Source organism: Methyloversatilis sp. XJ19-13 (genome assembly GCF_024580155.1).
Taxonomy (GTDB): domain Bacteria; phylum Pseudomonadota; class Gammaproteobacteria; order Burkholderiales; family Rhodocyclaceae; genus Methyloversatilis.
Genome location: NZ_JANINH010000005.1, coordinates 38,682 through 62,992, shown reverse-complemented (window position 1 = coordinate 62,992; position 24,311 = coordinate 38,682). Strand labels below are relative to the sequence as shown.

The 24,311-nt window shown below is 64.8% G+C and carries 22 protein-coding genes; 16 read left to right on the top strand and 6 right to left on the bottom strand.

Annotated features, from left to right (window positions below; genetic code table 11):
* Nucleotides 1-130 precede the first annotated feature (130 nt).
* From ytfE to NMQ14_RS08350, 3 genes are all read left to right on the top strand, one after another.
* Nucleotides 131-823 carry an iron-sulfur cluster repair protein YtfE gene (gene ytfE, locus NMQ14_RS08360; protein ID WP_257095138.1) on the top strand — a complete coding sequence of 231 codons (693 nt, stop codon included), beginning with the start codon at nt 131-133 and terminating at the stop codon, nt 821-823.
* On the top strand, nt 816-3,101 hold the full coding sequence (locus NMQ14_RS08355; RefSeq protein WP_257095136.1) for a nitric-oxide reductase large subunit: 2,286 nt from the start codon (nt 816-818) through the stop codon (nt 3,099-3,101). Before ytfE ends, NMQ14_RS08355 begins: the two co-directional genes overlap by 8 nt.
* 153 nt (nt 3,102-3,254) lie before the next feature.
* The gene (locus tag NMQ14_RS08350; RefSeq protein ID WP_257080425.1) at nt 3,255-3,587 is read left to right on the top strand and encodes a YegP family protein; all 333 of its coding nucleotides are present in this window, start codon (nt 3,255-3,257) and stop codon (nt 3,585-3,587) included.
* A 117-nt stretch (nt 3,588-3,704) separates the two neighbouring features.
* Here the strand turns inward: NMQ14_RS08350 and NMQ14_RS08345 are convergent, their stop codons facing one another.
* On the bottom strand, nt 3,705-4,166 hold the full coding sequence (locus tag NMQ14_RS08345; RefSeq protein WP_257095134.1) for a MarR family winged helix-turn-helix transcriptional regulator: 462 nt from the start codon (nt 4,164-4,166) through the stop codon (nt 3,705-3,707).
* Nucleotides 4,167-4,378: 212 nt separating this feature from the next.
* A complete protein-coding gene (locus NMQ14_RS08340; RefSeq protein ID WP_257095132.1) occupies nt 4,379-4,978 on the bottom strand; it encodes a cysteine hydrolase family protein in 600 nt (199 codons plus the stop codon).
* A 181-nt stretch (nt 4,979-5,159) separates the two neighbouring features.
* Between NMQ14_RS08340 and NMQ14_RS08335 the strand changes: the two genes are divergently transcribed.
* The gene (locus NMQ14_RS08335) at nt 5,160-6,224 is read left to right on the top strand and encodes a helix-turn-helix transcriptional regulator (protein WP_257095496.1); all 1,065 of its coding nucleotides are present in this window, start codon (nt 5,160-5,162) and stop codon (nt 6,222-6,224) included.
* Nucleotides 6,225-6,798: 574 nt separating this feature from the next.
* Here the strand turns inward: NMQ14_RS08335 and rho are convergent.
* Nucleotides 6,799-8,058, bottom strand: coding sequence for a transcription termination factor Rho (gene rho / locus NMQ14_RS08330; protein WP_069039506.1), 1,260 nt, complete (start codon nt 8,056-8,058; stop codon nt 6,799-6,801).
* 99 nt (nt 8,059-8,157) lie between these two features.
* Complete coding sequence (gene trxA, locus NMQ14_RS08325) at nt 8,158-8,484, bottom strand: thioredoxin TrxA (protein ID WP_069039507.1); 327 nt, start codon at nt 8,482-8,484, stop codon at nt 8,158-8,160.
* A 507-nt stretch (nt 8,485-8,991) separates the two neighbouring features.
* On the opposite strand from trxA, the gene fdxA reads away from it, so the two are divergent.
* The 5 genes from fdxA (at nt 8,992) to NMQ14_RS08300 (ending at nt 17,596) form a co-directional block, all read left to right on the top strand.
* Nucleotides 8,992-9,315 carry a ferredoxin FdxA gene (gene fdxA / locus NMQ14_RS08320; RefSeq protein WP_257095130.1) on the top strand — a complete coding sequence of 108 codons (324 nt, stop codon included), beginning with the start codon at nt 8,992-8,994 and terminating at the stop codon, nt 9,313-9,315.
* A 43-nt stretch (nt 9,316-9,358) separates the two neighbouring features.
* Nucleotides 9,359-12,016 carry a PD-(D/E)XK nuclease family protein gene (locus NMQ14_RS08315; protein WP_257095127.1) on the top strand — a complete coding sequence of 886 codons (2,658 nt, stop codon included), beginning with the start codon at nt 9,359-9,361 and terminating at the stop codon, nt 12,014-12,016.
* Nucleotides 12,013-15,294: an exodeoxyribonuclease V subunit beta gene (locus NMQ14_RS08310; protein ID WP_257095125.1), complete on the top strand. Its 3,282-nt coding sequence runs from the start codon at nt 12,013-12,015 to the stop codon at nt 15,292-15,294. Before NMQ14_RS08315 ends, NMQ14_RS08310 begins: the two co-directional genes overlap by 4 nt.
* 102 nt (nt 15,295-15,396) lie before the next feature.
* Nucleotides 15,397-15,846 (top strand): CBS domain-containing protein, encoded by a 450-nt coding sequence (locus NMQ14_RS08305; RefSeq protein WP_069040668.1) that lies wholly within the window; start codon nt 15,397-15,399, stop codon nt 15,844-15,846.
* Between the two features lie 73 nt (nt 15,847-15,919).
* Complete coding sequence (locus NMQ14_RS08300; RefSeq protein WP_257095124.1) at nt 15,920-17,596, top strand: long-chain-fatty-acid--CoA ligase; 1,677 nt, start codon at nt 15,920-15,922, stop codon at nt 17,594-17,596.
* A 77-nt stretch (nt 17,597-17,673) separates the two neighbouring features.
* Here the strand turns inward: NMQ14_RS08300 and NMQ14_RS08295 are convergent, their stop codons facing one another.
* The gene (locus NMQ14_RS08295; RefSeq protein ID WP_257095122.1) at nt 17,674-18,006 is read right to left on the bottom strand and encodes an H-NS histone family protein; all 333 of its coding nucleotides are present in this window, start codon (nt 18,004-18,006) and stop codon (nt 17,674-17,676) included.
* 345 nt (nt 18,007-18,351) lie between these two features.
* Here NMQ14_RS08295 and ccoN point away from each other — a divergent pair, with 345 nt between their 5' ends.
* The 7 genes from ccoN to NMQ14_RS08260 are packed head-to-tail and all read left to right on the top strand — an operon-like array spanning nt 18,352 to nt 23,785.
* Nucleotides 18,352-19,794, top strand: a complete 1,443-nt coding sequence (gene ccoN, locus NMQ14_RS08290) for a cytochrome-c oxidase, cbb3-type subunit I (RefSeq protein ID WP_257095120.1) — start codon at nt 18,352-18,354, stop codon at nt 19,792-19,794.
* Between the two features lie 16 nt (nt 19,795-19,810).
* Entirely contained in the window at nt 19,811-20,425 is a 615-nt protein-coding gene (ccoO, locus tag NMQ14_RS08285; protein WP_257080415.1) for a cytochrome-c oxidase, cbb3-type subunit II, read from the top strand.
* Nucleotides 20,426-20,436: 11 nt separating this feature from the next.
* Nucleotides 20,437-20,613, top strand: coding sequence for a CcoQ/FixQ family Cbb3-type cytochrome c oxidase assembly chaperone (locus NMQ14_RS08280; protein ID WP_257095118.1), 177 nt, complete (start codon nt 20,437-20,439; stop codon nt 20,611-20,613).
* Nucleotides 20,610-21,542 (top strand): cytochrome-c oxidase, cbb3-type subunit III, encoded by a 933-nt coding sequence (gene ccoP / locus NMQ14_RS08275; protein ID WP_257095116.1) that lies wholly within the window; start codon nt 20,610-20,612, stop codon nt 21,540-21,542. The genes NMQ14_RS08280 and ccoP overlap by 4 nt, the downstream gene beginning before the upstream one ends.
* Nucleotides 21,543-21,580: 38 nt before the next feature.
* Nucleotides 21,581-22,990: a cytochrome c oxidase accessory protein CcoG gene (gene ccoG / locus NMQ14_RS08270; RefSeq protein WP_257095494.1), complete on the top strand. Its 1,410-nt coding sequence runs from the start codon at nt 21,581-21,583 to the stop codon at nt 22,988-22,990.
* Between the two features lie 2 nt (nt 22,991-22,992).
* A complete protein-coding gene (locus NMQ14_RS08265) occupies nt 22,993-23,508 on the top strand; it encodes a FixH family protein (protein WP_257095114.1) in 516 nt (171 codons plus the stop codon).
* Nucleotides 23,501-23,785: a hypothetical protein gene (locus NMQ14_RS08260; RefSeq protein ID WP_257095112.1), complete on the top strand. Its 285-nt coding sequence runs from the start codon at nt 23,501-23,503 to the stop codon at nt 23,783-23,785. Before NMQ14_RS08265 ends, NMQ14_RS08260 begins: the two co-directional genes overlap by 8 nt.
* A 45-nt stretch (nt 23,786-23,830) precedes the next feature.
* Here the strand turns inward: NMQ14_RS08260 and NMQ14_RS08255 are convergent, their stop codons facing one another.
* Complete coding sequence (locus NMQ14_RS08255) at nt 23,831-24,283, bottom strand: universal stress protein (RefSeq protein ID WP_257095110.1); 453 nt, start codon at nt 24,281-24,283, stop codon at nt 23,831-23,833.
* Nucleotides 24,284-24,311: the final 28 nt, after the last annotated feature.

The window sequence follows — 24,311 nt, the reverse complement described above, 5'->3', positions numbered from 1 at the left end:
GTCCCAGTAACCATTTTTTCACAGGGTTGAAAATACCTCAGTTTTCGTAGGCCATTGATTTTATTTGATCCGGATGCATGGCCCGGACCTTGCGAAGTGAAGGCGTCTTCTTCCCAACGAGGTCTTCGCCATGAACCTGATCGACCAATCCCTCGGCGCGCTGGCGCGCAGCATTCCCGGTGCCACCCGGGTGTTCCACGAACACAAGCTGGATTTCTGCTGCGGCGGCAAGCACAGCCTGCAGGAGGCCGCGGCCGAGCGGGGCATCGACGCACAGCCCATCGTCGAACGACTGGGTGCGCTGCTGTCGCAGGCCACGCGAGAGGCGCGTGACTGGCGCATGGTGCCGGCGGCGGTGCTGATCGAACACATCCTGTTCCGCTTCCACGACCGCCATCGCGAACAGCTGCCGGAACTGGTCCGCCTGGCGCGCCGGGTCGAACAGGTGCATGGCGATCGCCCGGACTGCCCGAACGGCCTCGCCGATCATCTGGCAACGATGCAGCAGGAACTGGAAAGCCATATGCAGAAGGAAGAGCAGGTGCTGTTCCCGATGCTCGCCCGCGGACACGCGGCGGCGCTGCAGGGGCCGGTCACGGTGATGCGCAGCGAGCACGACCAGCACGGCGAAGCACTGCAGCGGCTGCAAGCGCTGACCGACGACATCACGCTGCCGCGCGGTGCCTGCAACACCTGGCGCGCGCTCTACACCGGTCTGGCCGCGCTGCGCGAAGACCTGATGGAACACATCCATCTGGAGAACAACATCCTGTTCGAAGGGCTGAACGCGGCACCGGCCGGGGCGGAGACCGCTCATGGGTAATTACCGCAAGCTGTGGTTCACGCTGATCGGCGTGCTCATCGTCACCTTTTCGCTGCTCGGTTACTACGGCGTCGAGGTGTATCGCAACGCGCCGCCGATACCGCAGCAGATCGTCAGCGAAGACGGTCGCGTGCTGTACACGCATGACGGCATCCTCGACGGCCAGACCGCCTGGCAGTCGGTCGGCGGCATGCAGCTGGGCTCGATATGGGGGCACGGCGCCTACCAGGCGCCGGACTGGACGGCCGACTGGCTGCACCGCGAACTGCTGGCCTGGCTCGATCTCGCCGCGCAGGACGCACATGGCAAGCCGTACGCGGAGCTGGATGCCGATGCGCAGGCGCAACTGGCAGCCCGCCTGAAGCGCGAGTACCGGCGCAACACCTTCGACGAGGCGACCGGCGCGGCCACCGTATCCACCTTGCGCGCCCGGGCGATCGAGCGCACCGCCGACTACTACGTCCAGCTGTTCGGCGATGCGCCGGCGCTGCAGGGTTCGCGCGAAAGCTATGCGATGAAGGACAACACGCTGCCCGACCCGCAGCGGCGCGCACAGCTTGCCGGCTTCTTCTTCTGGACCGCCTGGGTGGCCGCGACCGAGCGGCCGGGCACCAGTGCCACCTACACCAACAACTGGCCGCACGAACCGCTGATCGGCAATGCGCCGACGGCGGAGAACGTCGTATGGTCCGTCGTCAGCGTGGTGGTCATGATGGCCGGCGTCGGCTTCCTGATCTGGGGCTGGTCCTTCCTGCGCAAGCAGGACGAGAGCGACCCGGCCGCGCCGGCGCAGGACCCGCTGACGCGCGTCGCACTGACGCCGTCGCAGCGCGCGCTCGGCAAATACCTCTTTCTGGTCGTAGCGCTGTTCGTGTTCCAGGTCATGATGGGTGGCTTCACCGCGCACTACACGGTCGAGGGCCAGACCTTCTACGGGATCGACGTGTCGCAGTGGTTCCCGTATTCGCTGGTGCGCACCTGGCACATCCAGAGCGCGCTGTTCTGGATCGCCACCGGCTTCCTGGCCGCCGGGCTCTTCCTCGCGCCACTGATCCACGGCGGACGCGACCCGAAATTCCAGAAACTCGGCGTGGACGTGCTGTTCTGGGCGCTGGTCGTGGTGGTGGTCGGCTCCTTCGTCGGCAACTACCTGGCCATCGCGCAGATCATGCCGCCGGAACTGAGCTTCTGGCTCGGCCACCAAGGCTACGAATACGTCGACCTCGGCCGCCTGTGGCAGATCGGCAAGTTCGTCGGCGTCGCGCTGTGGCTGGTGCTGATGCTGCGCGGCATCGTGCCGGCGCTGCGCACGCCCGGCGGCGACAAGAACCTGCTCGCGCTGCTCACTGCATCCGTGGTGGCGATCGGCCTGTTCTACGGCGCCGGCTTCTTCTATGGCGAGCGCACCCACCTGTCGGTGATGGAGTACTGGCGCTGGTGGGTCGTGCATCTGTGGGTCGAAGGCTTCTTCGAAGTGTTCGCGACCACCGCGCTGGCCTTCATCTTCTCCACGCTGGGACTGGTGTCCGCGCGCATGGCGACGGCAGCCAGTCTGGCCTCGGCTTCGCTGTTCATGCTGGGCGGCGTGCCCGGCACCTTCCACCACCTGTACTTTGCCGGCACGACGACGCCGGTGATGGCGGTCGGCGCGTCGTTCAGCGCGCTCGAAGTGGTGCCGCTGGTCGTGCTCGGCCATGAAGCGTGGGAGCACTGGCGCCTCAAGGATCGCGCTGCGTGGATGGCCAGGCTGAAGTGGCCGCTCATGTGCTTCGTCGCGGTGGCCTTCTGGAACATGCTCGGCGCTGGCGTGTTCGGCTTCATGATCAACCCGCCGATCTCGCTGTACTACGTGCAGGGTCTGAACACGACACCGGTGCATGCCCATGCCGCACTGTTCGGGGTGTATGGCTTTCTCGCGCTGGGCTTCACGCTGCTCGTGCTGCGTTATCTGCGCCCGCAGCTCGCGTTCGGTGAGCGCCTGATGCAGACCGGCTTCTGGGGGCTCAACGCCGGTCTGGTGCTGATGATCGCCACCAGCCTGCTGCCGATCGGTCTGATCCAGTTCCATGCCAGTGTCAGTCAGGGGCTGTGGTACGCGCGCAGCGAGGCATTCATGCAGCAGCCGCTGCTGGAAACGCTGCGCTGGGTGCGCACCTTCGGCGATGTGGTGTTCATCGTCGGCGCGCTGGCGGTGGCCTGGCAGGTGGTGTCGGGCGTGTTCGGCCGCGCCGGCCGCACCCCGGAACCGGTCAGTGTGCTGGCAGGGGCCCGTCGATGAACTGAGTCCAACCGTCCGTCTTCCTTGCCGCAACGCTTCGGCAAGGTTGGGGCGCCGTGCCGCGAGGCCGGCGCCCCTCTTTTCTTCGTCGCTATACTGTCGCCGCGCACCCGCGCGTTCCCACAGACGACTCAATAAACAGGAGAGCGGAGCATGGCGAAGTTTCAGTTGAAGAAGGCTGCAAACGGCGAATTTCACTTCACGCTGCTGGGCTCGGATGATCAGTCCCTGCTGCAGAGCGAAATGTACAAGACGCGCGCGTCCGCCGAGAACGGCATCGAATCGGTGAAGAAGAACGCGGCCGACGATGGCCGCTACGACCGCAAGAAAGCCACGAACGGCAAGGACTACTACGTGCTGAAGGCGGGCAACGGCCAGGTGATCGGCCAGAGCAAGATGTTCGACAACGCCGGCGCGATGGAAGCGGCGATCGCCGCCGTGAAGAGCGGTGCCGCCAGCGCCGCAGTGGATGATCAGGCCGGATGAGTTGATGGTGACGGCGCGTCCTGCCAGCGCGCGGGACGCGCCGATAACGTGCCGCCGGCATCCGTTGCGATGCCGCAGATGCAAGGTGCAGCGGTTGCGGAACCCTTGGTCGGGCGATCAAGCCGCGATGCGTTTCACCTTCGGATCGTCGGCCATGCGCTGCGTCAGTTCATGCAGCGTCGAACACAGCGCCATGAACGCCTCTTCCGGCAGGCCGGCCTGACAGGCGACTTCGCCCTGGATGCGCGCGACCGCGTGCTCCAGCTCGCGTCCGGCCGGTGTCAGGAAGGACTGCACCACGCGTTCTTCGGTCGGCGCACGCTGCCGTGCGAGAAAGCCGGCGACCTCGAGGCGCTTGAGCAGCGGGGTGATGGCGGCCGAGTCGAGGTGCAGGCGCTGCGCCAGCTGGCTGACCGAACGGCCGTCTTCTTCCCACAGCGCGAGCATGACGAGGTATTGCGGGTAGGTCAGTCCGACATCCTTCAGCCGCACCCGGTACGAGCGGGTGATGCCGTGGGTGGCGGCGTAGAGCGCAAAGCAGAGCTGCCGGTCGAGCCTGAGGTTCTGGTATCGGGTCATGGTCCGCTGTTGTCGCCTTGGGGGTGCAGTCAGGGCAGCAATTTGCTCATCGCGACCGCATTCAAGCCGGTTGCCAGATTGCTTCGTGCGCCATGATTGCGCTCGATCCGAATGTGTCAAACGCTCGGGATGCCGTCAAGGACATGCATCGGCTGCGCGCGGTTCAACGAACAGACCACGAGGAAACCGAAGGGATCTGTATGCGCGAAGTCTCAGTTCACCAGATCGTCCACGCGGCAGGCCACGACAGCGAACAGGTCGCCCAGCGCCGCGAGGCTTGCGGCCTGCAGCACCGCAGCGCTGACCTCACCGCCTTCTGCGAGCGGCAGATCGCGCGTGGCGGTGGCCGATGCAATCACGGTCGGCGAATAGCCGAGATTGAACGCGCCGCGCGCGGTCGAGTTGATGCACATGTGCGTCATGAAGCCGGCCAGTACCAGTTGCTTCACGCCGAGCTTCTTGAGTTCGTCGTCAAGCGAGGTCTGCACGAAACTGTTCGGGTAATTTTTCGTGATGACGATCTCGCCGTCCAGCGGCGCAACGATGTCGGCGATATGGCCGATCGGGGCATTCACGTCGTACGGCGTGCCGGGACCGGCATCGTGCTGGATATGGATGATGGGGCGGCCGAGCCCGCGCGCAAGGTCAAGTGCGCGGCGCGCCTCGACCAGTGCGGCTTCGACACCGGCGAGCTGCATGACGCCTTCGCGATAGGTGTTCTGGCAATCGATCATGATCAGCGCAGCGTGGCGCAACGAGCCCGGTGCATGGCCAAGGCCGGTGAGGTCACGCAGTGTGGTGATCGCGGTCATCGGGAGATTCCTTTCGGGAGACGGTGAGGCGCGGTGCCGGGCAATGCGCTGACCGGACACAAGCCTTACCGGAAACGGATTGCATGATTGCAGATGAAGGCGTGTGAAGGTCCAATGACGACCTTTGCGCAGAGCTTATCAGTGGTCCTCGATTCACCGGATATGAAATCCAGTGCCTGACATGCGTATCCGGATCGAACCGGCGTGGCGCTTCCGCAATGCAGAAGGACGCGAGATCGATCCACTGCTGTTCCGCGTGCTGGCCGCCGTGCAGCGCAGCGGCAAGCTCACCGAGGCGGCGCGCGATGTCGGGTTTTCCTATCGCCACTGCTGGAACCTGATCCGGACCTGGTCGGCGTTCTTCGGCACGCCGCTGGTCGAGCTGTCGCAAGGCAAGGGCGCCGAGCTGACGCCGCTCGGCGAGAAGCTCACCTGGGCGGCACAGCGCATCCAGGCACGGCTGACGCCGCAGCTGGAAAATCTGTCGGTCGAAATCGACCGCGAAATCAACGCCGCACTGATGGACACGCACCCGGTGCTGCGCCTGCACGCCAGCCACGGCTACGCCATTGCGCTGATGCCCGAGCTGATCCAGCGCGTCGCCGGCGTGCGGCTTGAGCTGCAGTACCTCGGGTCGGTTGACGCGCTGGCATCAATGTCGCGCGGCAGCTGCGACCTGTGCGGCTTTCACCTGCCGAGCGGCCGGGTCACACCGGAACTGGCGGCACGACTCGGGCGATATCTGAAGCCGCGCGTGCATCGTGTGATCCGGCTGGTCACGCGCACTCAGGGGCTGTTCGTCGCCGCCGGCAACCCGCTCAACATCAGGTCGCTGCAGGACCTGGTCCGGCCTGACGTGCGTTTCATCAACCGCCAGGCGAGCGCCGGCACGCGCCTGCTGTTCGACCTGCTGCTGGCCGAGCAGTCGCTGGACCCGGACCGGATCAGCGGTTACGAAACGGTGGAATTCACGCATGCCGCGGTGGCCGCCCACATCGCGAGCGGCATGGCGGATACGGGTTTCGGCGTTGAAGCGGCCGCCACCCAGTTCAGGCTTGATTTCGTGCCGCTGGCGCAGGAGCAGTACTTCCTCGCCTGCCGCGTCGAAACGCTCGAGCTGCCGTCGATGCAGCGCATGCTCGACGCGCTGCGTTCGCCCGACTTCGCTGCGGCGGTCGCCGGCCTTCCGGGCTATGCCCTCAATTCGCCGGGCGACGTGATGTCAGTGGCCGACGCGTTGCACTGACGCGCCGCGAAGAAATCGAGTGGGGGCGCCGGAGGCAGGGGCGGGCTTTCCCGGTCAGGTTGCGGTGGACAGGCGCCCGCGGAAACCGCAGTGATGGAATGGATCAGCGAAGACGGGATGATCGCGAGCGGAATGGCGGGCGATCAAGATGGCGCAGGGCGTGCCGCGGTTTTTCCGGGGTGGTGTTGGGCATCGCTGCGCTCACCCCAACCTACGGTGTGGATGGGTGGCGGCGGCACGATGATGAACGGGACGGCGGATGTTTGCCGGGTGGCGCGGGGCGCTGCGGATGGTGGGGGTGGTGTTGGGCATCGCTGCGCTCACCCCAACCTACGGTGTGGATGGGTGGCGGCGGCACGATGATGAACGGGGCGGCGGATGTTTGCCGGGTGGCGCGGGGTGCTGCGGACGGTGGGGGGGTGTTGGGCATCGCTGCGCTCACCCCAACCTACGGGGAGTTTCGTAGGTTGGGGTGAGCCAACGGCGATGCCCAACGCAAGCGACGGTACCGTGACCATCTTCATGGCACGGTACCGTCGCGGGTCGGAAGGTGTGGCGGTGTTCCGGCGCCGGGTCAGCCCCGGCGCATGGCGTCGAAGAACTCGCCGTTGCTCTTCGTGGCCTTGATCTTGTCGAGCAGGAATTCGATCGCTTCAAGATCGTCCATGTTGTACAGCAGTTTGCGCAGGATCCAGATCTTCTGCAGGATTTCCGGCTTCAGCAGCAGTTCTTCGCGGCGTGTGCCCGAGCGGTTCACGTTGATCGCCGGATAGACGCGCTTTTCCGCCATGCGCCGGTCAAGATGGATTTCCATATTGCCGGTGCCCTTGAATTCCTCGTAGATCACGTCGTCCATGCGGCTGCCGGTTTCGATCAGCGCGGTGGCGATGATGGTCAGGCTGCCGCCTTCCTCGACATTGCGCGCGGCGCCGAAGAAACGCTTCGGCTTCTGCAGCGCATTGGCGTCCACACCGCCGGTCAGCACCTTGCCCGACGCCGGCTGCACGGTGTTGTAGGCGCGCGCCAGACGGGTGATGGAATCGAGCAGGATGATCACGTCCTTCTTGTGCTCGACCAGGCGCTTGGCCTTCTCGATCACCATTTCGGCCACCTGCACGTGGCGGGTGGCCGGTTCGTCGAAGGTCGAAGCAACCACTTCGCCCTTCACCGAACGCTGCATTTCGGTCACTTCTTCCGGCCGCTCGTCGATCAGCAGCACGATGAGCATGGCTTCCGGGTGGTTGGCGGTGATGGCGTGCGCGATGTGCTGCATCATCACCGTCTTGCCGGTCTTCGGCGGCGCGACCAGCAGGCCGCGCTGGCCCTTGCCGATCGGCGCGATCATGTCGATCACGCGCGAAGTCGTGTTTTCTTCGCCGCGCATGTCGCGCTCGAGCACCAGTGTTTCGGTCGGGTGCAGCGGCGTCAGGTTTTCGAACAGGATCTTGTGCTTGGTCGCTTCCGGCGGCTCGCTGTTGACGCGATCGACCTTGACCAGTGCGAAGTAGCGTTCGCCGTCCTTCGGTGTCCTGATTTCGCCTTCGATGGTGTCGCCGGTGTGCAGGTTGAAGCGCCGGATCTGGCTGGGCGATACGTAGATGTCGTCGGTGCCGGCCAGGTAGCTTGCTTCCGGCGAGCGCAGGAAGCCGAAGCCGTCCGGCAGCACTTCAAGTGCGCCATCACCGAAAATGCTTTCGCCCTTTTTCGCGCGGTTGCGCAGGATGGCGAAGACCAGTTCCTGTTTTCGCAGCCGGTTCGCGCCTTCGATCTCGAAGGACTGGGCCATTTCGAGCAACTGGCTGACGTGAAGTGCTTTCAGTTCGGAAAGATGCATGGTGACGGGGTCTGTGCGGCGTGCGGGGGTGGGGAGGCGGAGCCAGGAACCGGCTCCGGCGGGCGGGGTGCGCGAAGCACCCGTCGCCGTGGAGAATGATTAGAGGTGGCTGTCCAGGAATGCGGTGAGTTGCGACTTCGACAGGGCGCCGACCTTGGTGGCTTCGACATTGCCGTCCTTGAACAGCATCAGCGTCGGAATGCCGCGGATGCCGAAGCGCGCCGGGGTGTCCTGGTTCTCGTCGATATTCACCTTGGCCACGCGCAGTTTGCCGGCGTAGTCACGTGCCACCTCGTCGAGGATGGGGGCAATCATCTTGCACGGACCGCACCATTCGGCCCAGTAGTCGACCAGCACGGGCAGATCGGCTTTGACCACTTCGGCTTCGAAGCTGGCATCGGTGACGTGGTGGATGTGTTCGCTCATCGTTTCCTCGCGGGGCTTGACTTGGGGGGAGACCTGGAATGCCGGATCGTTTCTTGGATAGGGGTATATCGGTCGGATATACCGTCGAAAACCGGATGTGGGCTAGGCGCTGTTGTTTGCCGGGCTGGATGCCTGACGCGCACTGCGCAGGCCGGGACTTCTTGAGCAGGTGTGTGCGGAGGTTGCAGGCCACCGCGGCAGGCACGGGGCAAATCACTCTGGCAGCGCGCTGACCGCACACCTGCGCGATCGCGTTTGTTTCGCTGTTTTCGCGCTGTTTCCATGATGCTAATACAAAAAACACCGAGTTGCGCAGAGTGATGGCGGTACGTCCGACAAAAATTCATGTTGGCATGCCTCCGCTGCACGACGCACGGAACGGCTTTGCCACGGGCCGCAGTGATAAAATCCACGCCGTTTTCCGGACTGTCATCGTCCCGAGATTCCGATCAAACCACCCCATGGTTCGCCTGCTGTCGGGCAAAGCGACCACCGCACGGAGAAATCATGACTTACGTCGTCACCGAATCCTGTATCAAGTGCAAGTACACCGACTGCGTCGACGTGTGCCCGGTCGATTGCTTTCGCGAAGGCCCGAATTTCCTGGTGATCGACCCCGACGAGTGCATCGACTGCACGCTGTGTGTGGCCGAATGTCCGGCCGAAGCCATTTTCGCCGAGGACGACGTGCCGTCCGACCAGCTCCATTTCATCAAGCTGAACGCCGATCTGTCCGCCGAATGGCCTGCCATCATCGAGCGCAAGGAAGCGCCTGCCGATGCCGACGAATGGGTCAAGGTGAAGGACAAGCTCGGCATGCTGGAACGCTGAGCACGCCGCCGCCCGACGGCCGTCGCATGTCGCGTCCTCGCGCATGAACGCGGCGGGCTTCGAAACCCTCTGCTTGCCGGCCGATGGCGCGCTGTTCGCCCGGCTCGCGCGCCTTCTGATCGATCGCCACGGCGATGCGCTCGCCGACTGCGACCTGCTGATTCCGGTCATGGCGCACGCGCCGGCGCTGCGTAGTGCGCTGCTGGCTGAAGCCGGCCACGCACTGTTCATGCCGCGCATGCTTACGCCGTCATTGCTGGCGGCGCGCTGGATGGGCGATGCACCGGTTGATCCCCACCCCCGCCGTTTGCTGCGTCTGGTGGCGCAACTGCGCCAGCGGGCCTGGCTGGGCGACGCCGATCCGTGGTCGGCGGCGCAGGAGCTGCTCGAGCTGGCCGACGCGCTGGCCGCATTGCCGGCGCCGCCGGACGAAAACGCCCTGCAGCAGGGTTTCGAACGCGCCCACGGGCTGGCCGACAGTGCTGCGCTGTCGCTCGAAGCGCGTCTGGTGCATGCGGTATGGCACAGCGACTGCACCGGAACGCCCGGTCACGCGCGTGCCGTCACCCAGGCGTTGATGCGCGCCGCGGGCGCGGCGCGCCGTCCGCTCATCCATCTGTCTGCAGTGGAAGAACCACCGCCCGCCTGGCTTGAATTGCATGCGGCGTGCGTGCCGGTGCTCCATGTACAGGCAACGCGCGCGCTGGCCGATACATCGGTGACCCGCGTGCTCCATGCCGCCTGGCCGTCCGGCTCGCCTCCCGGTTCGACGCCGGCCCCATCGCGGGATGACGCGCTCGCACTGGCCAGCCGCGTGCGCCTGATCGGTGCGCAGTCGCTCGAGCAGGAGGCGCAATGTGCCGCGTCCTGCATCGCCGGCTGGCTGTCTGAAGGCCGCCGCAACATCGCGCTGGTGGCACTCGACCGCGAGGCAGCGCGCCGCGCCCGCGCGCTGCTCGAACGCCGGCAGGTTCTGCTGGCCGATGAAACCGGCTGGAAGCTGTCGACCACGCGCGCGGCGGCCACGGTTGACGCCCTGCTGCAGTGCTTTGCGTCCGACGGCTATCACCGCGATCTGCTCGATCTGCTGCGTTCGCCGCATGTGGCCGGTACGCTCGATCGCGATGCGCACGCGCAGGCCATTGCCGTCATCGACGACTGGGTGGTCAGGCGCAACCATGTCGATGGCCTGCACGCCTTGCTCACCGATGCCGGCCGCGAGTTTGCAGGGCGCCCGGCCGGCCGCCTGATCGACGCGCTGTCGCAGGCCTTTGCGCTGATGCCCACCCACAACGCACCGGCCAGTTTCCGGGTCGAACGCCTGCTGGCAGCGCTCGATGCATTGGGCGCACGCGCTGCGCTGGCGCTGGACGCGGCGGGTTCGCAGGTGGTCAATCTGCTGGAGCAGTTGCGTGCCGACAGCAGCGGCGTGGCACTCGACCTGTCCTTCGCCGACTGGCGCAAGTGGCTCAACAGCGAGTTCGAGCAGGCGCTGTTCCGCGATAGCGCCATCGACAGTCCGGTGGTGCTGACGCCGCTGGCTGCGACCCGCCTCCGCCATTTCGACGCCGTGTATGTGATCGGTGCCGACAGTCGGCACCTCGCGCCGGCGCGCCTGCGCGGCGCGCTCGGCCACGAAGGGCTGCGACGCGAGCTAGGGCTGCCGGATTCGCAGGTCGCCGCCCGGCAGCTGCGCGACGATCTGGCCGGCCTGATCGCCTGCAGCGACGAAACCGTGTTCAGCTGGCAGACGCAGCGCAACGGTGAAGCGAACCTGCCAGGCGTGGATCTGCAGCGCCTCGATCTGGTGTTGCAGCGCGCCGGGCTGCCGTCGGCCGTGCGTGCTGCGCCAGCGCTTGCCGACCCGCCGGCGCTGCCGGCTCTTGTCGTCTCCAGCAAACCGGTGCTCGACCCGGGGCGCGTGCCGTCGCGGCTCACGGCGAGCGGTCTGGCCGACCTGATTGCCTGTCCCTATCGTTACTACGCCCGTCACGTACTTGGCCTGGGTGCCGGCGACGAGGTCGAGGATGCCATGGGCAAGGGCAGCGTCGGGGAGCTGGTACATCGCGTGCTGCACGATTTTCATGTCGCTCACCCGCGACTGGGGGATGTCGCGCCGCCCGCTCTGGTTGATGCCCTGCGCGCGCAGATTGCCGCCGCCTTCGATGGCGCCATTGCGCGCAACTTCCAGGAGCATGCGTGGGCCGATCGCCTGCACGATCGCGCCGACGCCTACGTCACCTGGGCCGTGCGGCGTGAAGCCGACGGCTGGTTGTTCGACAGCGGCGAAGCCCGGCGTGCGCGCCTGCTCGACCTGCCGGATGGTGCTGCGCTGTCGCTCGAAGGGCGCATCGACCGCATCGACCGCACGGCCGATGGTGACATTGCGCTGCTCGACTACAAGCTGCGCAGCGCCGAACGCGTACGCAAGACGCTGCAGGCCGATGACGTGCAACTGGCGTTCTACACGCTGCTTGAAGGAGGCGCTGTGAGCGAGGCGGCCTATCTGGCGCTGGAAGAGGAGGCGCCGGTCGCGTTCCTTCAGGACGATCCGCCGGCTGCCGCGCGGGCGCTGCAGGCGCTCGTGTCCGAACTGTTTCCGGCGCTGCGCGACGGCGCCGGCCTGCCGGCACACGGCGACGAGGCGGCCTGCCGGCATTGCGACATGCGCGGCCTGTGCCGCAAGGACTGGCTGTCATGAGCCGCGACGACGATCTGCGCGCACTCGACCCGGCACGCAGCGTCGTGGTCGAGGCGTGCGCCGGCAGCGGCAAGACCTGGACGCTGGTGTCGCGACTGATCCGCCTGCTGCTGGCCGGTGCGCAGCCGGGCGACATTCTCGCCATCACCTACACGCGCAAGGCTGCGCGCGAAATCGAGGAGCGTCTGCAGCACTGGCTGGCGGAACTGGCCGTGGTCGACGATGACCGGGTGAGCGCCTTTCTCGCCGAGCGCGGGCTGGATGCGCAGCGCGACCCGACGCTGATCGCGCGGGCGCGGGCGCTGTTCGAGCAGGTTGCCGACGCGCGACCCGGGCTGACGGTGAACACCTTCCACGGCTGGTTTTCGTCACTGCTTGGCGCCGCACCGCTGAACAGCGGTCTGCGCGGCCTGCAGTTGTCGGAGCGCACGGGGCAGTTGCGCGATCAGGCCTGGGCTGCGCTGATGCGCCACGCCGGGCGCGCGCCGCAGGGCGAACTGGCGCTCGCGCTGCGCAGCCTGCTGGGCCAGTGCGGGGTGGCGGGCACGAAGACGCTGGCCGGTGCGCTGGTCGATCGCCGCGCCGAGTGGGAAGCCTGGCTGGCGGCGCATGGCGGGCTGGCCGGAGCGCTCGCCCACCTGCGGCAGTTTTTCGGGGCCGACGCCGAAGTACCGGTCGACGTGCTGGCCGGCGACGAACTGCTGCGTCGTCGCTGCCTCGATCTCGCGCGGCTGCTGGGTCAGGGCACGGAGGCGCAGCAGCGCAAGGCGACGGCGATCGAACAGGCGTGTGCGCAGGTCGACGCTCACGCCTACTTTGGCGGCCTGCGCGCCCAGCTGCTCAAGCAGGATGGCGAGCCGGCGAGCTTCAAGCCGGGCAAGGCGCTTGAAAAGCTCGGTGTGGCCGACAGTGCGCTCGCGCTGAACGAGCAGGTTGCGGCGCGTCTGGTGCAGTGCCTGAACGCGCAGGCCGATCTTGCCGCGTGGATGCTCAACGAACAGGGTCTGCAGGTCGCCGCGGCGCTGCTCGAGGCCTACGACCGCATCAAGCAGAACGCGGGCGTGCTCGACTTCGGAGATCTCGAGTGGCACGCCGCCCGTTTGTTGTCCGACGCGCAGACCGGCCCCTTCGTGCAGGCACGGCTCGACGCGCGCTACCGCCACCTGCTGCTGGACGAATTCCAGGACACCAATCCGCTGCAGTGGCAGGTGCTGATGCACTGGCTCGACGCCTACGCGCCGGGTCAGGTGCAGCCGGTGGTGTTCGTGGTAGGCGATCCGAAACAGTCGATCTACCGCTTCCGGCGCGCCGATCCGCGCATCTTCACCCATGCGGCCACGGTGTTCGAACAGCGCTTCGGCGCCCTCCGCCTGCAGCGCAACGAAACCCGGCGCAGCAGCCCGGCCGTGGTGAGCGTGGTCAACGCCGTGTTCGGCGACATGGACGTGTTCGAGGGCTTTGCGCCGCACAGCACGACCCGGACCGATCTGCCCGGCCGGGTCGAAGTGCTGCCGGCGTTCGGGCATGAGGCGGCCGCCGAGCCCGCAGCCGCTGACAGACAGACCGTCGCAGGCGGTCTGCGCAATCCGCTGCGCCAGCCGAGGCTGGCGATCGAGGACAGCCGCCGCAAGCGCGAGGCCGATGCACTGTGCACGAGGCTGAAGGATATGGTCGGGCGGCTCGCGGTGCGCGATGCGCACACCGGAGCGACGCGTGTGGCACGCTATGGCGACATGATGATCCTGCTGCGCCGGCGTACCGGGCTGGCGGTGTACGAGGCGGCCCTGCGCGCCCACGGCATACCCTACTTCGGTGCCAGCCGCGGCCGCCTGCTCGATACGCTCGAAGCGTCCGATCTGCTTGCGCTGCTGCGCTTTCTCGCCGCACCGGCCGATGCGCTGTCGCTCGCCCATCTGTTGCGCAGCCCGCTGTTCGCGTTCGACGACGCGCAGTTGCTCGATCTCACCGGCGACGGTGCCGAAAGCCTGTGGCTGACGCTGCGCGCGCGACGCGCCGACAGCGATCCGGCGCATGCACGCGCGGCTGCGCTGCTGGAGGGCTGGCTCGACGCGGCGACCCGCCTGCCGGTGCATGATCTGCTGGATCGCGTATTCGACCAGGGCGCGCTGATGCCGCGTTACGCCGCCAGCGTCGACGCGATGGCCTGGCCGGGCGTGCGCGCCAATCTCGAAGCCTTCATCGAACTGGCACTCAAGGTCGACAGCGGCCGCTATCCCAGCCTGCCGCGCTTCATCGACGAGCTGACACGCCTGCGCAACGAAGACGACGAGGCGCCGGACGAAGGCCTCATCCTCGGTGAAGACCCTTCGCGCGGCAGGGTGCGCGTACTCACCATCCACGCGGCCAAGGGGCTGGAGGCGCCCATCGTCTGGCTGGCGGACGCGGTGGCGCGGCAGCGCACCGACAGCGGCGCGCGCGTACTGCTGGCCTGGCCTCCCGGTGAGGCGGCGCCCGGCCATCTTTCATTGCTGCAGAAGAAGGACAATCAGGGCCATGCCCGCGCCGCCTTCATCGAGGCAGAAGCGCGCGCTGCGGCACGCGAGGACGCGAACCTGCTGTACGTCGCGCTCACGCGCGCACGACAAGTGCTGTATGTCAGTGGTGTCAGCCCTGCCAGGGGCAGCAGCGCCGGCAGCTGGCTCGACCGGGTCACCGCTGCGCTGGGCGGCTGCGTCGATGCAGTCCCCACCGACGGTGGCGGCATGCGGCTCGAACATGGCGTACTTGCCGACTGCGTGGACGACGCACCCGACAGCCCGGTCGTCCCGGTTGCGATGGCCGATGCGTCCAGACTGCCCGCCATCGGCGAGCGACGTCCGCAGGTCGCGCTCGACCCCGTCCAGCTGTGGGGTGTGGGACTGCACAGCTGGCTGGAAGCGCTGGCGGGCGGCGAGCCGTCGCCCGCGCGGCCGGCCGGTCTCGATGTCGCGCAATGGCGCGATCTGGAAGCGATCGCGCGCCGCCTCGTGGCAAGTGACTCGCTGCAGCGTTTTTTCGATCCGGTGCAGTACCGCTGGTCGGCCAACGAACTCGAATTCGTGCTGCCGGATGGCCAACCGGGGCGGATCGACCGTCTGGTCGAATTCGATGACGACATCTGGATACTGGACTACAAAAGCGGACAGGGCGACCGATTTGCCGAATCCTACACGGCGCAGCTTGCCGGCTACGTCGAGGCGGTGGCAGCGATCCGGCCCGGCAAGGTGGTGCACGCCGCGCTGATCCGGCCGGACGGCGCGCTCGACGTCCGGTTCTGAGCGCGCCCAGAAACTTTGCGCCGCTGGCGGTTTTGACTACCATCTGCGATATTCAACCGAGGTGTGCGTTTCGCACATGCGCAGCAAGAAGGGGTGACCATCATGCAAGTACATGAAATCCTGCGCATCAAGGGAACGGTGCTGTACACCGTCGTCCCGTCGCAGTCGCTGGATAACGCAGTCGCCACGATGGCCGATCTGGATGTCGGTTCGCTGGTTGTCATGGAACACGGTCTGATGGTCGGCATGCTGAGTTTTCGCGAAGTGCTGCGTGCCTTGCGAACAGCCGGCGGCGGCTGGCAGACACTCACGGTCGCCGACGTGATGCAGCGTGATCCGGCCACCGCCCATCCGGACATGGAAGTCGACGAATTGCGTCGTCTGATGCTTGAGCGGCACTGTCGCTACCTGCCGATCATGGAAGGCGACACGCTGATGGGTGTGCTGTCTTTTCATGATGTGGCGCGCGCCATGCTGGAAGAGCAGAGTTTCGAAAACCGCATGCTGAAGAGCTATATCCGCGACTGGCCGATGGACGACGCGTCGGGCTAGGCCACACGACGGACGACCGGCCGCCGGACGCGCGCAGACGCAGGGTGGTGCAGGCCGAACACGGGGGAGGGCTATGGACAAGGTATGGCTGAAAAGCTATCCGGCCGGCGTGCCGGCCGACATCGATCCATCGGAATTCGCGTCGATCGGCGATGTGTTCGAGCGCAGCTGCCGCGAATTCGCCGATAGCGACGCCTATGTCTGCATGGGCAAGGCGATCAGTTTCACCGAAACCGAAAGGCTGAGCGCGGCGTTCGCCGCCTATCTGCAGTCTGTGCTCGGTCTTGCGCCCGGTTCGCGGGTGGCGCTGATGATGCCCAACGTGCTGCAGTATCCGGTGGCCATGTTCGGCGCGCTGCGCGCCGGCTATACGGTGGTGAACTGCAATCCGCTCTACACCCCGCGCGAACTGGAGCACCAGCTGGTCGACAGCGGCGCCGAAGTCATTGTCGTGCTGGAGAATTTCGCCTCGACGCTGCAGCAGGTACTGGCTCGCACGCCTGTGCGCCACGTGGTGGTGACCGCGCTGGGCGACATGCTGCCGGCGCCCAAGGGCTGGCTGGTGAATTTCGTCGTGCGTCACGTGAAGAAGATGGTGCCGCTGTTCGAACTCCCGGATGCGGTGCGCTTCAACGACGCGCTCAAACTCGGCCGCGGCCATGCGCTCAATCCGGTCAATGTGGTGCATGAAGACATCGCCTTCCTGCAATACACCGGCGGCACGACGGGCGTCGCCAAGGGCGCAATGCTCACGCATCGCAACATCGTTGCCAACATGTTGCAGGCCGATGCATGGATCAAACCTTTTCTGACCGGGCCGCAGATCGTCATCACTGCGCTGCCGCTCTATCACATCTTCGCGCTGACCGCGAATTGCCTCGTGTTCCTGAAGCTTGGCGCAAGGAATGTGCTGATCACCAATCCGCGCGACATTCCGGGTTTCGTCAAGGAACTGTCGAAGCACCGTTTTACGGCGATCACCGGCGTCAATACGCTGTTCAATGCGCTGCTCAACAACGCAGATTTCGCCCGGGTCGATTTTTCGGCGCTCAGGGTGTCTCTGGGAGGGGGCATGGCCGTCCAGCGGGCCGTTGCCGAACGCTGGAAGAAGGTGACCGGACGGCCGCTGATCGAAGCCTATGGATTGACCGAAACTTCGCCGGCGGTTTGCATCAACCCGCCTGATCAGGTGGAATTCAGCGGCGCAATCGGGCTGCCTGTTCCGTCGACCGAAGTTTCGATCAGGAATGACGATGGTGTCGAATTGTCGATGGGCGAGGCGGGCGAATTGTGCGTGCGTGGCCCGCAGGTGATGAAGGGCTATTACCGGCGGCCGGAAGAAACCGAGAAAGTCATGACGCCGGATGGATATCTGCGTACCGGCGATGTGGCGATGGTGGATGAAACCGGGTTCGTGAAAATTGTCGATCGCAAGAAAGACATGATTCTAGTGTCCGGATTCAATGTCTATCCGAATGAGGTGGAAGAAGTCGTCGTCGATTGCGAGGGGGTGCTTGAATGCTGCGTGATCGGGGTCGCCGACGAGCATTCGGGCGAAGTGGTCAAGGCATACGTCGTGCGCAAGGACATCACGCTCACTACGGAACAGATCATTGCGCATTGCCGGACGCAATTGACTGCGTACAAGATTCCCCGTCAGGTGGAGTTTCGCGACGAACTGCCGAAAACGAATGTCGGCAAGATATTGCGCCGTGCGCTCAAGGAAGAAACGCCGAAGACGCCGCCATGAAAACGCGGGGAGCATCAAATGAAAAAGGCACCGGGGGGTGCCTTTTTCATTTTTCGCGCAGAAAACCGTTCAAACGTTCAATTCACGCGTGCGGCGTTCAGCTGGTCGGCCGTCATGCTGGCGAGCCAGCCCGGCTTGCGGCCGGCTGCGCCGACTTCCTTGATTTCACCGTTTTCCGGATTGCGGTACTTGCCGGGAGCAATCTTCACCTTTGCACCGTTAGCCGGGCGCGCTGCACGTTTTGCCGAAGAACCGGATAAACCGACGTCGGCAGCCGAAAGATTGTATTTCTTGATCTTGGCCTTGACATCGGCAATGACTGATTCGAGTTCCGCCCGACGCACCACTTCGGCCTGCTGTTGAAGATCCGAAATTTTCGCCATCAGTTCGTCGTAACTTTGACCGGACATCGATGTTTCTCCATTGAGTGATGAAATCGAATGATAGACCGATTCGACATTCAAGGTAAATCAATTCGCTCGATTTCAATCGTGGTTCGGAATGGATTCTTGATGCGTGCGGCAGATCTCGCGCTGCGCATGACACCCATGCGGTAAGGTTCGTGGGCTCAGGGATGACCCCGGTTGCGCCATGGCTGGCGATCTGCGCCGGTTTGCTGCACCGCAGCCAAAGCGGCGCCGCTTGACGTGGGTCAAGATCGTCGCGAGCCCCTGCACATACCCTTCGTTCCGGATCATGCGGGCTCGTGCGGGCTGGCGGGCGCGAAGCGGAATTTCAATGTGGAGTAGTCAAAAATGAAAACAGCGGCAACGGGCGGGGTCGGCGAGACCTACGACTACCGGGTAGTGAGGCAATTCTCGCTGATGACCGTGGTCTGGGGCATCGTGGGCATGCTGGTCGGCGTGATCATCGCCGCCCAATTGGTGTGGCCCGAACTTAACTTCGGCGAGTGGTTTCACTTCGGGCGTCTGCGGCCCCTGCACACGAACGCGGTGATTTTCGCCTTCGGCGGGTGTGCGCTGATGGCGACTTCGTTCTTCGTCGTGCAACGTACCTGCCACACAAGGTTGTTTGCGCCCTGGCTGGCTGGTTTCGTGTTCTGGGGTTGGCAGACGGTCATCGTGCTGGCGGCCATCACCTTGCCGCTCGGCTATACGCAGGGCAAGGAATACGCCGAGCTCGAATGGCCGATCGACATCCTGATCACGCTGGTCTGGGTGTCCTACGCGATCGTGTTCTTCGGTACGATCGCGAAGCGCAAGACACCGCACATCTACGTCGCGAACTGGTTCTACGGCGCCTTCATCCTCGCGGTGGCGATGCTGCACCTGGTCAATAGCGCAGCCATCCCTGCCGACTTCATGAAGTCCTACTCGGCCTACGCCGGCGTGCAGGACGCGATGATCCAGTGGTGGTACGGTCACAATGCGGTCGGCTTCTTCCTGACCGCAGGTTTCCTCGGCATGATGTATTACTTCGTGCCCAAGCAGGCCGAGCGCCCGGTGTATTCCTACCGCCTGTCGGTGGTGCACTTCTGGGCGCTGATCTTCACCTACATGTGGGCGGGCCCGCACCACCTGCACTACACCGCGCTGCCTGACTGGACACAGTCGCTCGGCATGGTGTTTTCGCTCATCCTGCTGGCACCGAGCTGGGGCGGCATGATCAACGGCATCATGACGCTGTCGGGTGCCTGGCACAAACTGCGCACCGATCCGATCCTGAAGTTCCTGATCACCTCGCTGTCCTTCTACGGCATGTCGACCTTCGAAGGTCCGATGATGTCGATCAAGACGGTCAATGCGCTGTCGCACTACACGGACTGGACCATCGGCCACGTGCATTCCGGCGCGCTGGGCTGGGTTGCGATGATTTCGATCGGCTCGATCTACTACCTGATTCCGCGCCTCTTCGGCCAGGAAAAGATGTACTCGGTGCCGGCCATCAGTATCCATTTCTGGATGTCGACCCTGGGCGTGGTCCTCTACATCGCCGCAATGTGGATCGCCGGTGTCATGCAGGGTCTGATGTGGCGGGCCATCAACGACGACGGCACGCTGACCTATACCTTCGTCGAAAGCGTGAAGGCGACCTATCCGTTCTGGTTCATCCGCTTCCTTGGCGGCGCGCTCTTCCTGGCAGGCATGTTCGTCATGGCCTGGAACGTGTGGAAAACCATCGCCGGCCAGAAGGCCTATAACGCCCCCGTCATAGCGCCTGCCGCCGCGCACGCCTGATTACCGGAGAATCATCATGGCTGCATCCAAACACGAACTGATTGAACGCAATGTTGGCCTGATGGCGATACTCACCGTGCTGGTGATCGCCGTCGGCGGTCTGGTCGAAATCGTGCCGCTGTTCTTCCAGCACTCGACGACCGAACCGGTCGAGGGCGTGAAGCCTTATGAGCCGCTGCAACTGGCCGGCCGCGACATTTACGTGCGGGAAGGTTGCTACAACTGCCACTCGCAGATGATCCGCCCGTTCCGCGCCGAGACCGAACGCTATGGCCACTATTCGGTAGCCGGCGAATTCGTCTATGACCGCCCGTTCCAGTGGGGCTCCAAGCGAACCGGTCCGGATCTGGCCCGCGTCGGCGGCCGCTATTCGGACGAGTGGCACCGCGTGCATCTGATCAACCCACGCGACGTGGTGCCCGAGTCGAACATGCCGGCCTTTGCTTTCCTGGAGCGCCCGGTCAAGGCATCGACCATTGAGCAGCACATGCGCGCACTCACCCGCGTCGGTGTGCCTTACACCGAGGAACAGATGGCGGGAGCCGCCGAATCGCTGAAGGGCAAGACCGAAATGGAGGCGTTGATCGCCTACCTGCAGGGTCTGGGTACCGCGATCAAGCGCGTCAACTGAAGGATTCCATCATGGACTACGACATCAACACCCTGCGGGCGGCCGTGACGGTTGCCGGATTCGCCTGCTTCATCGTCATCGTCATCATGGCCTGGCGGCCGGGCGCTCAGCGTGCCCATCAGGAGGCGGCGATGCTGCCCTTCGCCGACGACGATCGCGTGCACCTGGATAGCGGAGAAACAAAGTGAGCGACTTCATCAGCGATTTCTGGAACGTCTATGTGGTGGTGCTCGTCATCGCCAGTCTGCTGTTCTGTGCCTTCATCATCCTGTCCAATCGCGGCGCGCGACCGACCGGCACGGTCGAGCTGCACGGTCACCAGTGGGACGAAACACTGGCCGAGTGGAACAACCCGCTGCCGCGCTGGTGGGTGTGGCTGTTCTGGATCACCATCGTCTTCGCCATCGTCTATCTGATCGCCTATCCGGGCCTGGGCCGTTTCGGCGGCAAGCTGGAATGGACCTCGGTCAATGCCTACCAGCGCGAAGTCAGCGTGGCCGATGCGAAAGTCGCGCCGCTGTTCGAGCGCTATTCGAAGATGGACGCCAAGCAGGTGGCGGCTGACCCGGAAGCGCGCGCCATGGGCGAGCGCCTGTACCTGAACAACTGTGCGCAGTGTCACGGCACCGACGCGCGCGGTTCGCGCGGCTTCCCGAATCTGGTCGACAGCGACTGGCTGTATGGCGGTGATCCGGAAACCATCAAGGCGACGCTGGTCAATGGCCGCAATGCGATGATGCCGGCTTTCTCGGCCGTGCTCGATTCGGAAGCGCAGCGAGACGTGGTGCATTACGTGCGTTCGTTGTCGGGCCTGACCGCCGACAATCTGCGTGTGCAGCGCGGCAAACCGGTATTTGCCACCACCTGTGCGGCCTGCCACGGTGTCGAAGGGCGCGGCAATCCGGTCATGGGTGCGCCCAACCTGACCGACGGAGTCTGGCTGTACGGCAGCACCGAAGCCATCGTCGCGCAAAGCGTCGCACGCGGCCGCAATGGTCATATGCCGGCGCACGGCGAATTGCTCGGCGACCACAAGATCCACCTGCTGACCGCCTACGTGTGGGGCTTGTCCAACAGCACCACCAAGGCCGCGGCGGCCGACAGCAGCACACAGTGATGGAACCGCGACCTGCCTCCGCGGGTCGGCCGGCACGGGTGATTCCGATCACCGAAGTGCCGGCTGACGAATCCGATCTGTATGCGGCGCGGAAGAAGATTCAGCCGCGCAGCATCAAGGGGCGCTTCAATTCGCTGCGCTGGGCCATGGTGTGGATCACCCAGCTGGTGTTCTACGGTCTGCCCTGGCTGCCGTGGAACGGACGCCAAGCGGTGCTGTTCGATCTGGTGGAACGCAAGTTCTACATCTTCGGGCTGGTGCTGTGGCCGCAGGACGTGGTGTACCTCACGCTGCTGCTGATCATCAGTGCGCTCGGGCTGTTCCTCGTCACCGCCGTGGCGGGTCGCGTGTGGTGCGGCTACGCCTGTCCGCAGTCGGTCTATACCGAAATCTTCATGTGGATAGAGCGTCACGTGGAAGGCGACCGGTCGGCGCGGATGAAGCTGGATGCCGCGTCGATGAGCCTGTCGAAGTTCGGCCGCCGGTTCGCCAAGCACGGCATCTGGGCCGCGCTGGCCTTGTGGACCGGCTTTACCTTCGTCGGCTTCTTTTCGCCGATCCAGGAATTGGCTGCCGAAGTCGGCCGCTTCGGACTGGGCCCGTGGGAAGGCTTCTGGATGCTGTTCTACGCCGCCTTCACATACCTGTTCGCCGGTCACATGCGCGAACAGGTCTGCAAGTACATGTGTCCGTACGCGCGCTTTCAGGGCGTCATGTTCGACCCGGACACGTTGATCGTCAGCTATGACGCCAACCGTGGGGAGCCGCGCGGCAACAAGAAGAAGGCGAAGGAGGGCCAGCCGGTCGGCGACTGCGTCGACTGCGACTGGTGCGTGCAGGTCTGTCCGACCGGCATCGACATCCGCAATGGCCTGCAGTACGAGTGCATCGGCTGTGCGCTGTGCATCGACGCCTGTGATCAGGTGATGGACAAGGTCGGACGCCCGCGCGGCCTCATCGCCTACTCGACCGAGCGCGCCCAGCTGGAGGGCAAGCCGGCGCATGAAGGCTGGAAGGAAGTGCTTGCGCACATCCTTCGGCCGCGCGTCATTCTGTATACCAGCCTGCTGCTGTTCATCGTGTCGGGCTTTGCGTGGGCGCTGCTGACCCGCACACCGGTCAAGATGAACGTGATGCGCGACCGTGCCTCGCTGGCGCGTGAAGTCGAAGGCGGCAAGATCGAGAATGTGTACCAGTTGCGGGTGATGAACACGTCGGAATCGGTGCGTCGCTTCGTGCTTGAGGTCGAAGGCCTGCCGGGCGCTACCATCCCCGGACTGCGCGAGATCGAAGTCGAGGCGGCCGGATCGCGCGATGTGGGCCTGCGTGTGCAGGTCGATGCCGAGTCGCTGGCACCGGGTTCGCATACCGTGTATTTCAATCTGCAGGCGGTCGATGCACCCGACGTCCGGGTGCACGAAAAGTCGTCCTTCCTGCAACCGAGGTGACCATGTCAGACAATTCGATACTGCAGCTGCCCTGGTATCGCCACCGCTGGCCCTGGCTGCTGATGCTCGGTCCGGTCACCGTCATCGTGGCCGGCGTCATCACGACCTGGCTGGCGGCAACCGGCAATACCGCGCTGGTTGCGGATGACTATTACAAGCAGGGCCTGACAATCAACCGCACGCTGGAACGCGAACGGCGCGCCGACGAACTCGGCGTCAAGGTGGCGATCACCGCACTGCCGCAGGCCGAGGGTGGCGGTGACGGAACGATGCGGCTCGACATCCGCTTGTCGATGACCGATCCGGCGAAGCTGCCCGGTCGCTTGCGGATCTTTTTCGCTCACCCCACGCGCAGCGACCTCGATCGCGAACTTTTGCTCGATGGCGTTGGTGGCCTCTACTCAGGTGTGGTGCAGGATCTTGCGCCGACCCACTGGAAGCTGGTGATCGAAGACGATGTGCGCGACTGGCGGCGTCAGGATTCGCTTCTGCTCGACGCGGGGAAGAGCCGTGGCTGAAGCGTTCAACGACGAAGATCCGCACGACACCCACCGTACGCCGGGAGGCGCAGCGCGATTGTTCGCACTCGTGTCCTGGCCCTCTTTTCTGGTCGCTGCAGTCGCCGAACTGGTGTTCTTCAGCGTCATCAATCCGCAGGAACTTTACCTGCTCGGCGAGCCGGTCGGCTTTTCGCCGGTTGCGACCTATTCGATCGGATTCTTCGGATTCTGGGCGGTCGCCGGCGCATCCAGCCTGCTGACGGCCTGGCTGGCGGAAAAGCTGCCTGCACGCTGACCGCGTGCTGCATGGGGCAGGCGTTGCCGCCCGCCACTGCTGCGCTCAGCGGTAGACAAGCACCGGTATCTTCGAATTCGACAGCACCTTCTGAGTGACGCTGCCCAGCAGCAGGCTGGCCAGCCCGCGCCTGCTGTGCGAACCCATGAAGATCACGTCGGCCTTGCGTGACAGACCGACCTCGATGATCGCCTTGTGCGGCTCGTCCTGCGTCACCGCAATGCTGTCGACTGCGACACCGGCAGTTTCCGCCTCGGCGCGCGCCGATTGCAGGATGCGGTCGGCGTGCGTGCGCATCGCGTCGGTGAAGTCGTTCGGCGCGATCGGATCGATGCTTTCCTCATCCGCCTCGCTGTGCAGCAGCGATACCGGGTAATCCTTCATCACGTACAGGAAGGTGACGTGACCCGACACATCTCTGGCAAAGCAGATGGCGTGCGTCACCGTAGCCTTTGAAAGGTCTGAACCATCGACCGGCACGAGTATGTGGCGAAACATCCTTTATGACTCCTCAGTATTGATTGAC

Coding starts and splice junctions, on each gene's coding strand:
- NMQ14_RS08310 (WP_257095125.1), top strand. CDS start 12,013: ATGAGCCGCGACGACGATCTGCGCGCACTCGACCCGGCACGCAGCGTC.
- NMQ14_RS08305 (WP_069040668.1), top strand. CDS start 15,397: ATGCAAGTACATGAAATCCTGCGCATCAAGGGAACGGTGCTGTACACC.
- NMQ14_RS08315 (WP_257095127.1), top strand. CDS start 9,359: ATGAACGCGGCGGGCTTCGAAACCCTCTGCTTGCCGGCCGATGGCGCG.
- rho (WP_069039506.1), bottom strand. CDS start 8,058: ATGCATCTTTCCGAACTGAAAGCACTTCACGTCAGCCAGTTGCTCGAA.
- NMQ14_RS08265 (WP_257095114.1), top strand. CDS start 22,993: ATGTCAGACAATTCGATACTGCAGCTGCCCTGGTATCGCCACCGCTGG.
- NMQ14_RS08335 (WP_257095496.1), top strand. CDS start 5,160: ATGCGTATCCGGATCGAACCGGCGTGGCGCTTCCGCAATGCAGAAGGA.
- NMQ14_RS08350 (WP_257080425.1), top strand. CDS start 3,255: ATGGCGAAGTTTCAGTTGAAGAAGGCTGCAAACGGCGAATTTCACTTC.
- NMQ14_RS08255 (WP_257095110.1), bottom strand. CDS start 24,283: ATGTTTCGCCACATACTCGTGCCGGTCGATGGTTCAGACCTTTCAAAG.
- trxA (WP_069039507.1), bottom strand. CDS start 8,484: ATGAGCGAACACATCCACCACGTCACCGATGCCAGCTTCGAAGCCGAA.
- NMQ14_RS08340 (WP_257095132.1), bottom strand. CDS start 4,978: ATGACCGCGATCACCACACTGCGTGACCTCACCGGCCTTGGCCATGCA.
- NMQ14_RS08355 (WP_257095136.1), top strand. CDS start 816: ATGGGTAATTACCGCAAGCTGTGGTTCACGCTGATCGGCGTGCTCATC.
- NMQ14_RS08295 (WP_257095122.1), bottom strand. CDS start 18,006: ATGTCCGGTCAAAGTTACGACGAACTGATGGCGAAAATTTCGGATCTT.
- NMQ14_RS08300 (WP_257095124.1), top strand. CDS start 15,920: ATGGACAAGGTATGGCTGAAAAGCTATCCGGCCGGCGTGCCGGCCGAC.
- ccoN (WP_257095120.1), top strand. CDS start 18,352: ATGAAAACAGCGGCAACGGGCGGGGTCGGCGAGACCTACGACTACCGG.
- NMQ14_RS08280 (WP_257095118.1), top strand. CDS start 20,437: ATGGACTACGACATCAACACCCTGCGGGCGGCCGTGACGGTTGCCGGA.
- NMQ14_RS08345 (WP_257095134.1), bottom strand. CDS start 4,166: ATGACCCGATACCAGAACCTCAGGCTCGACCGGCAGCTCTGCTTTGCG.
- ytfE (WP_257095138.1), top strand. CDS start 131: ATGAACCTGATCGACCAATCCCTCGGCGCGCTGGCGCGCAGCATTCCC.
- ccoO (WP_257080415.1), top strand. CDS start 19,811: ATGGCTGCATCCAAACACGAACTGATTGAACGCAATGTTGGCCTGATG.
- fdxA (WP_257095130.1), top strand. CDS start 8,992: ATGACTTACGTCGTCACCGAATCCTGTATCAAGTGCAAGTACACCGAC.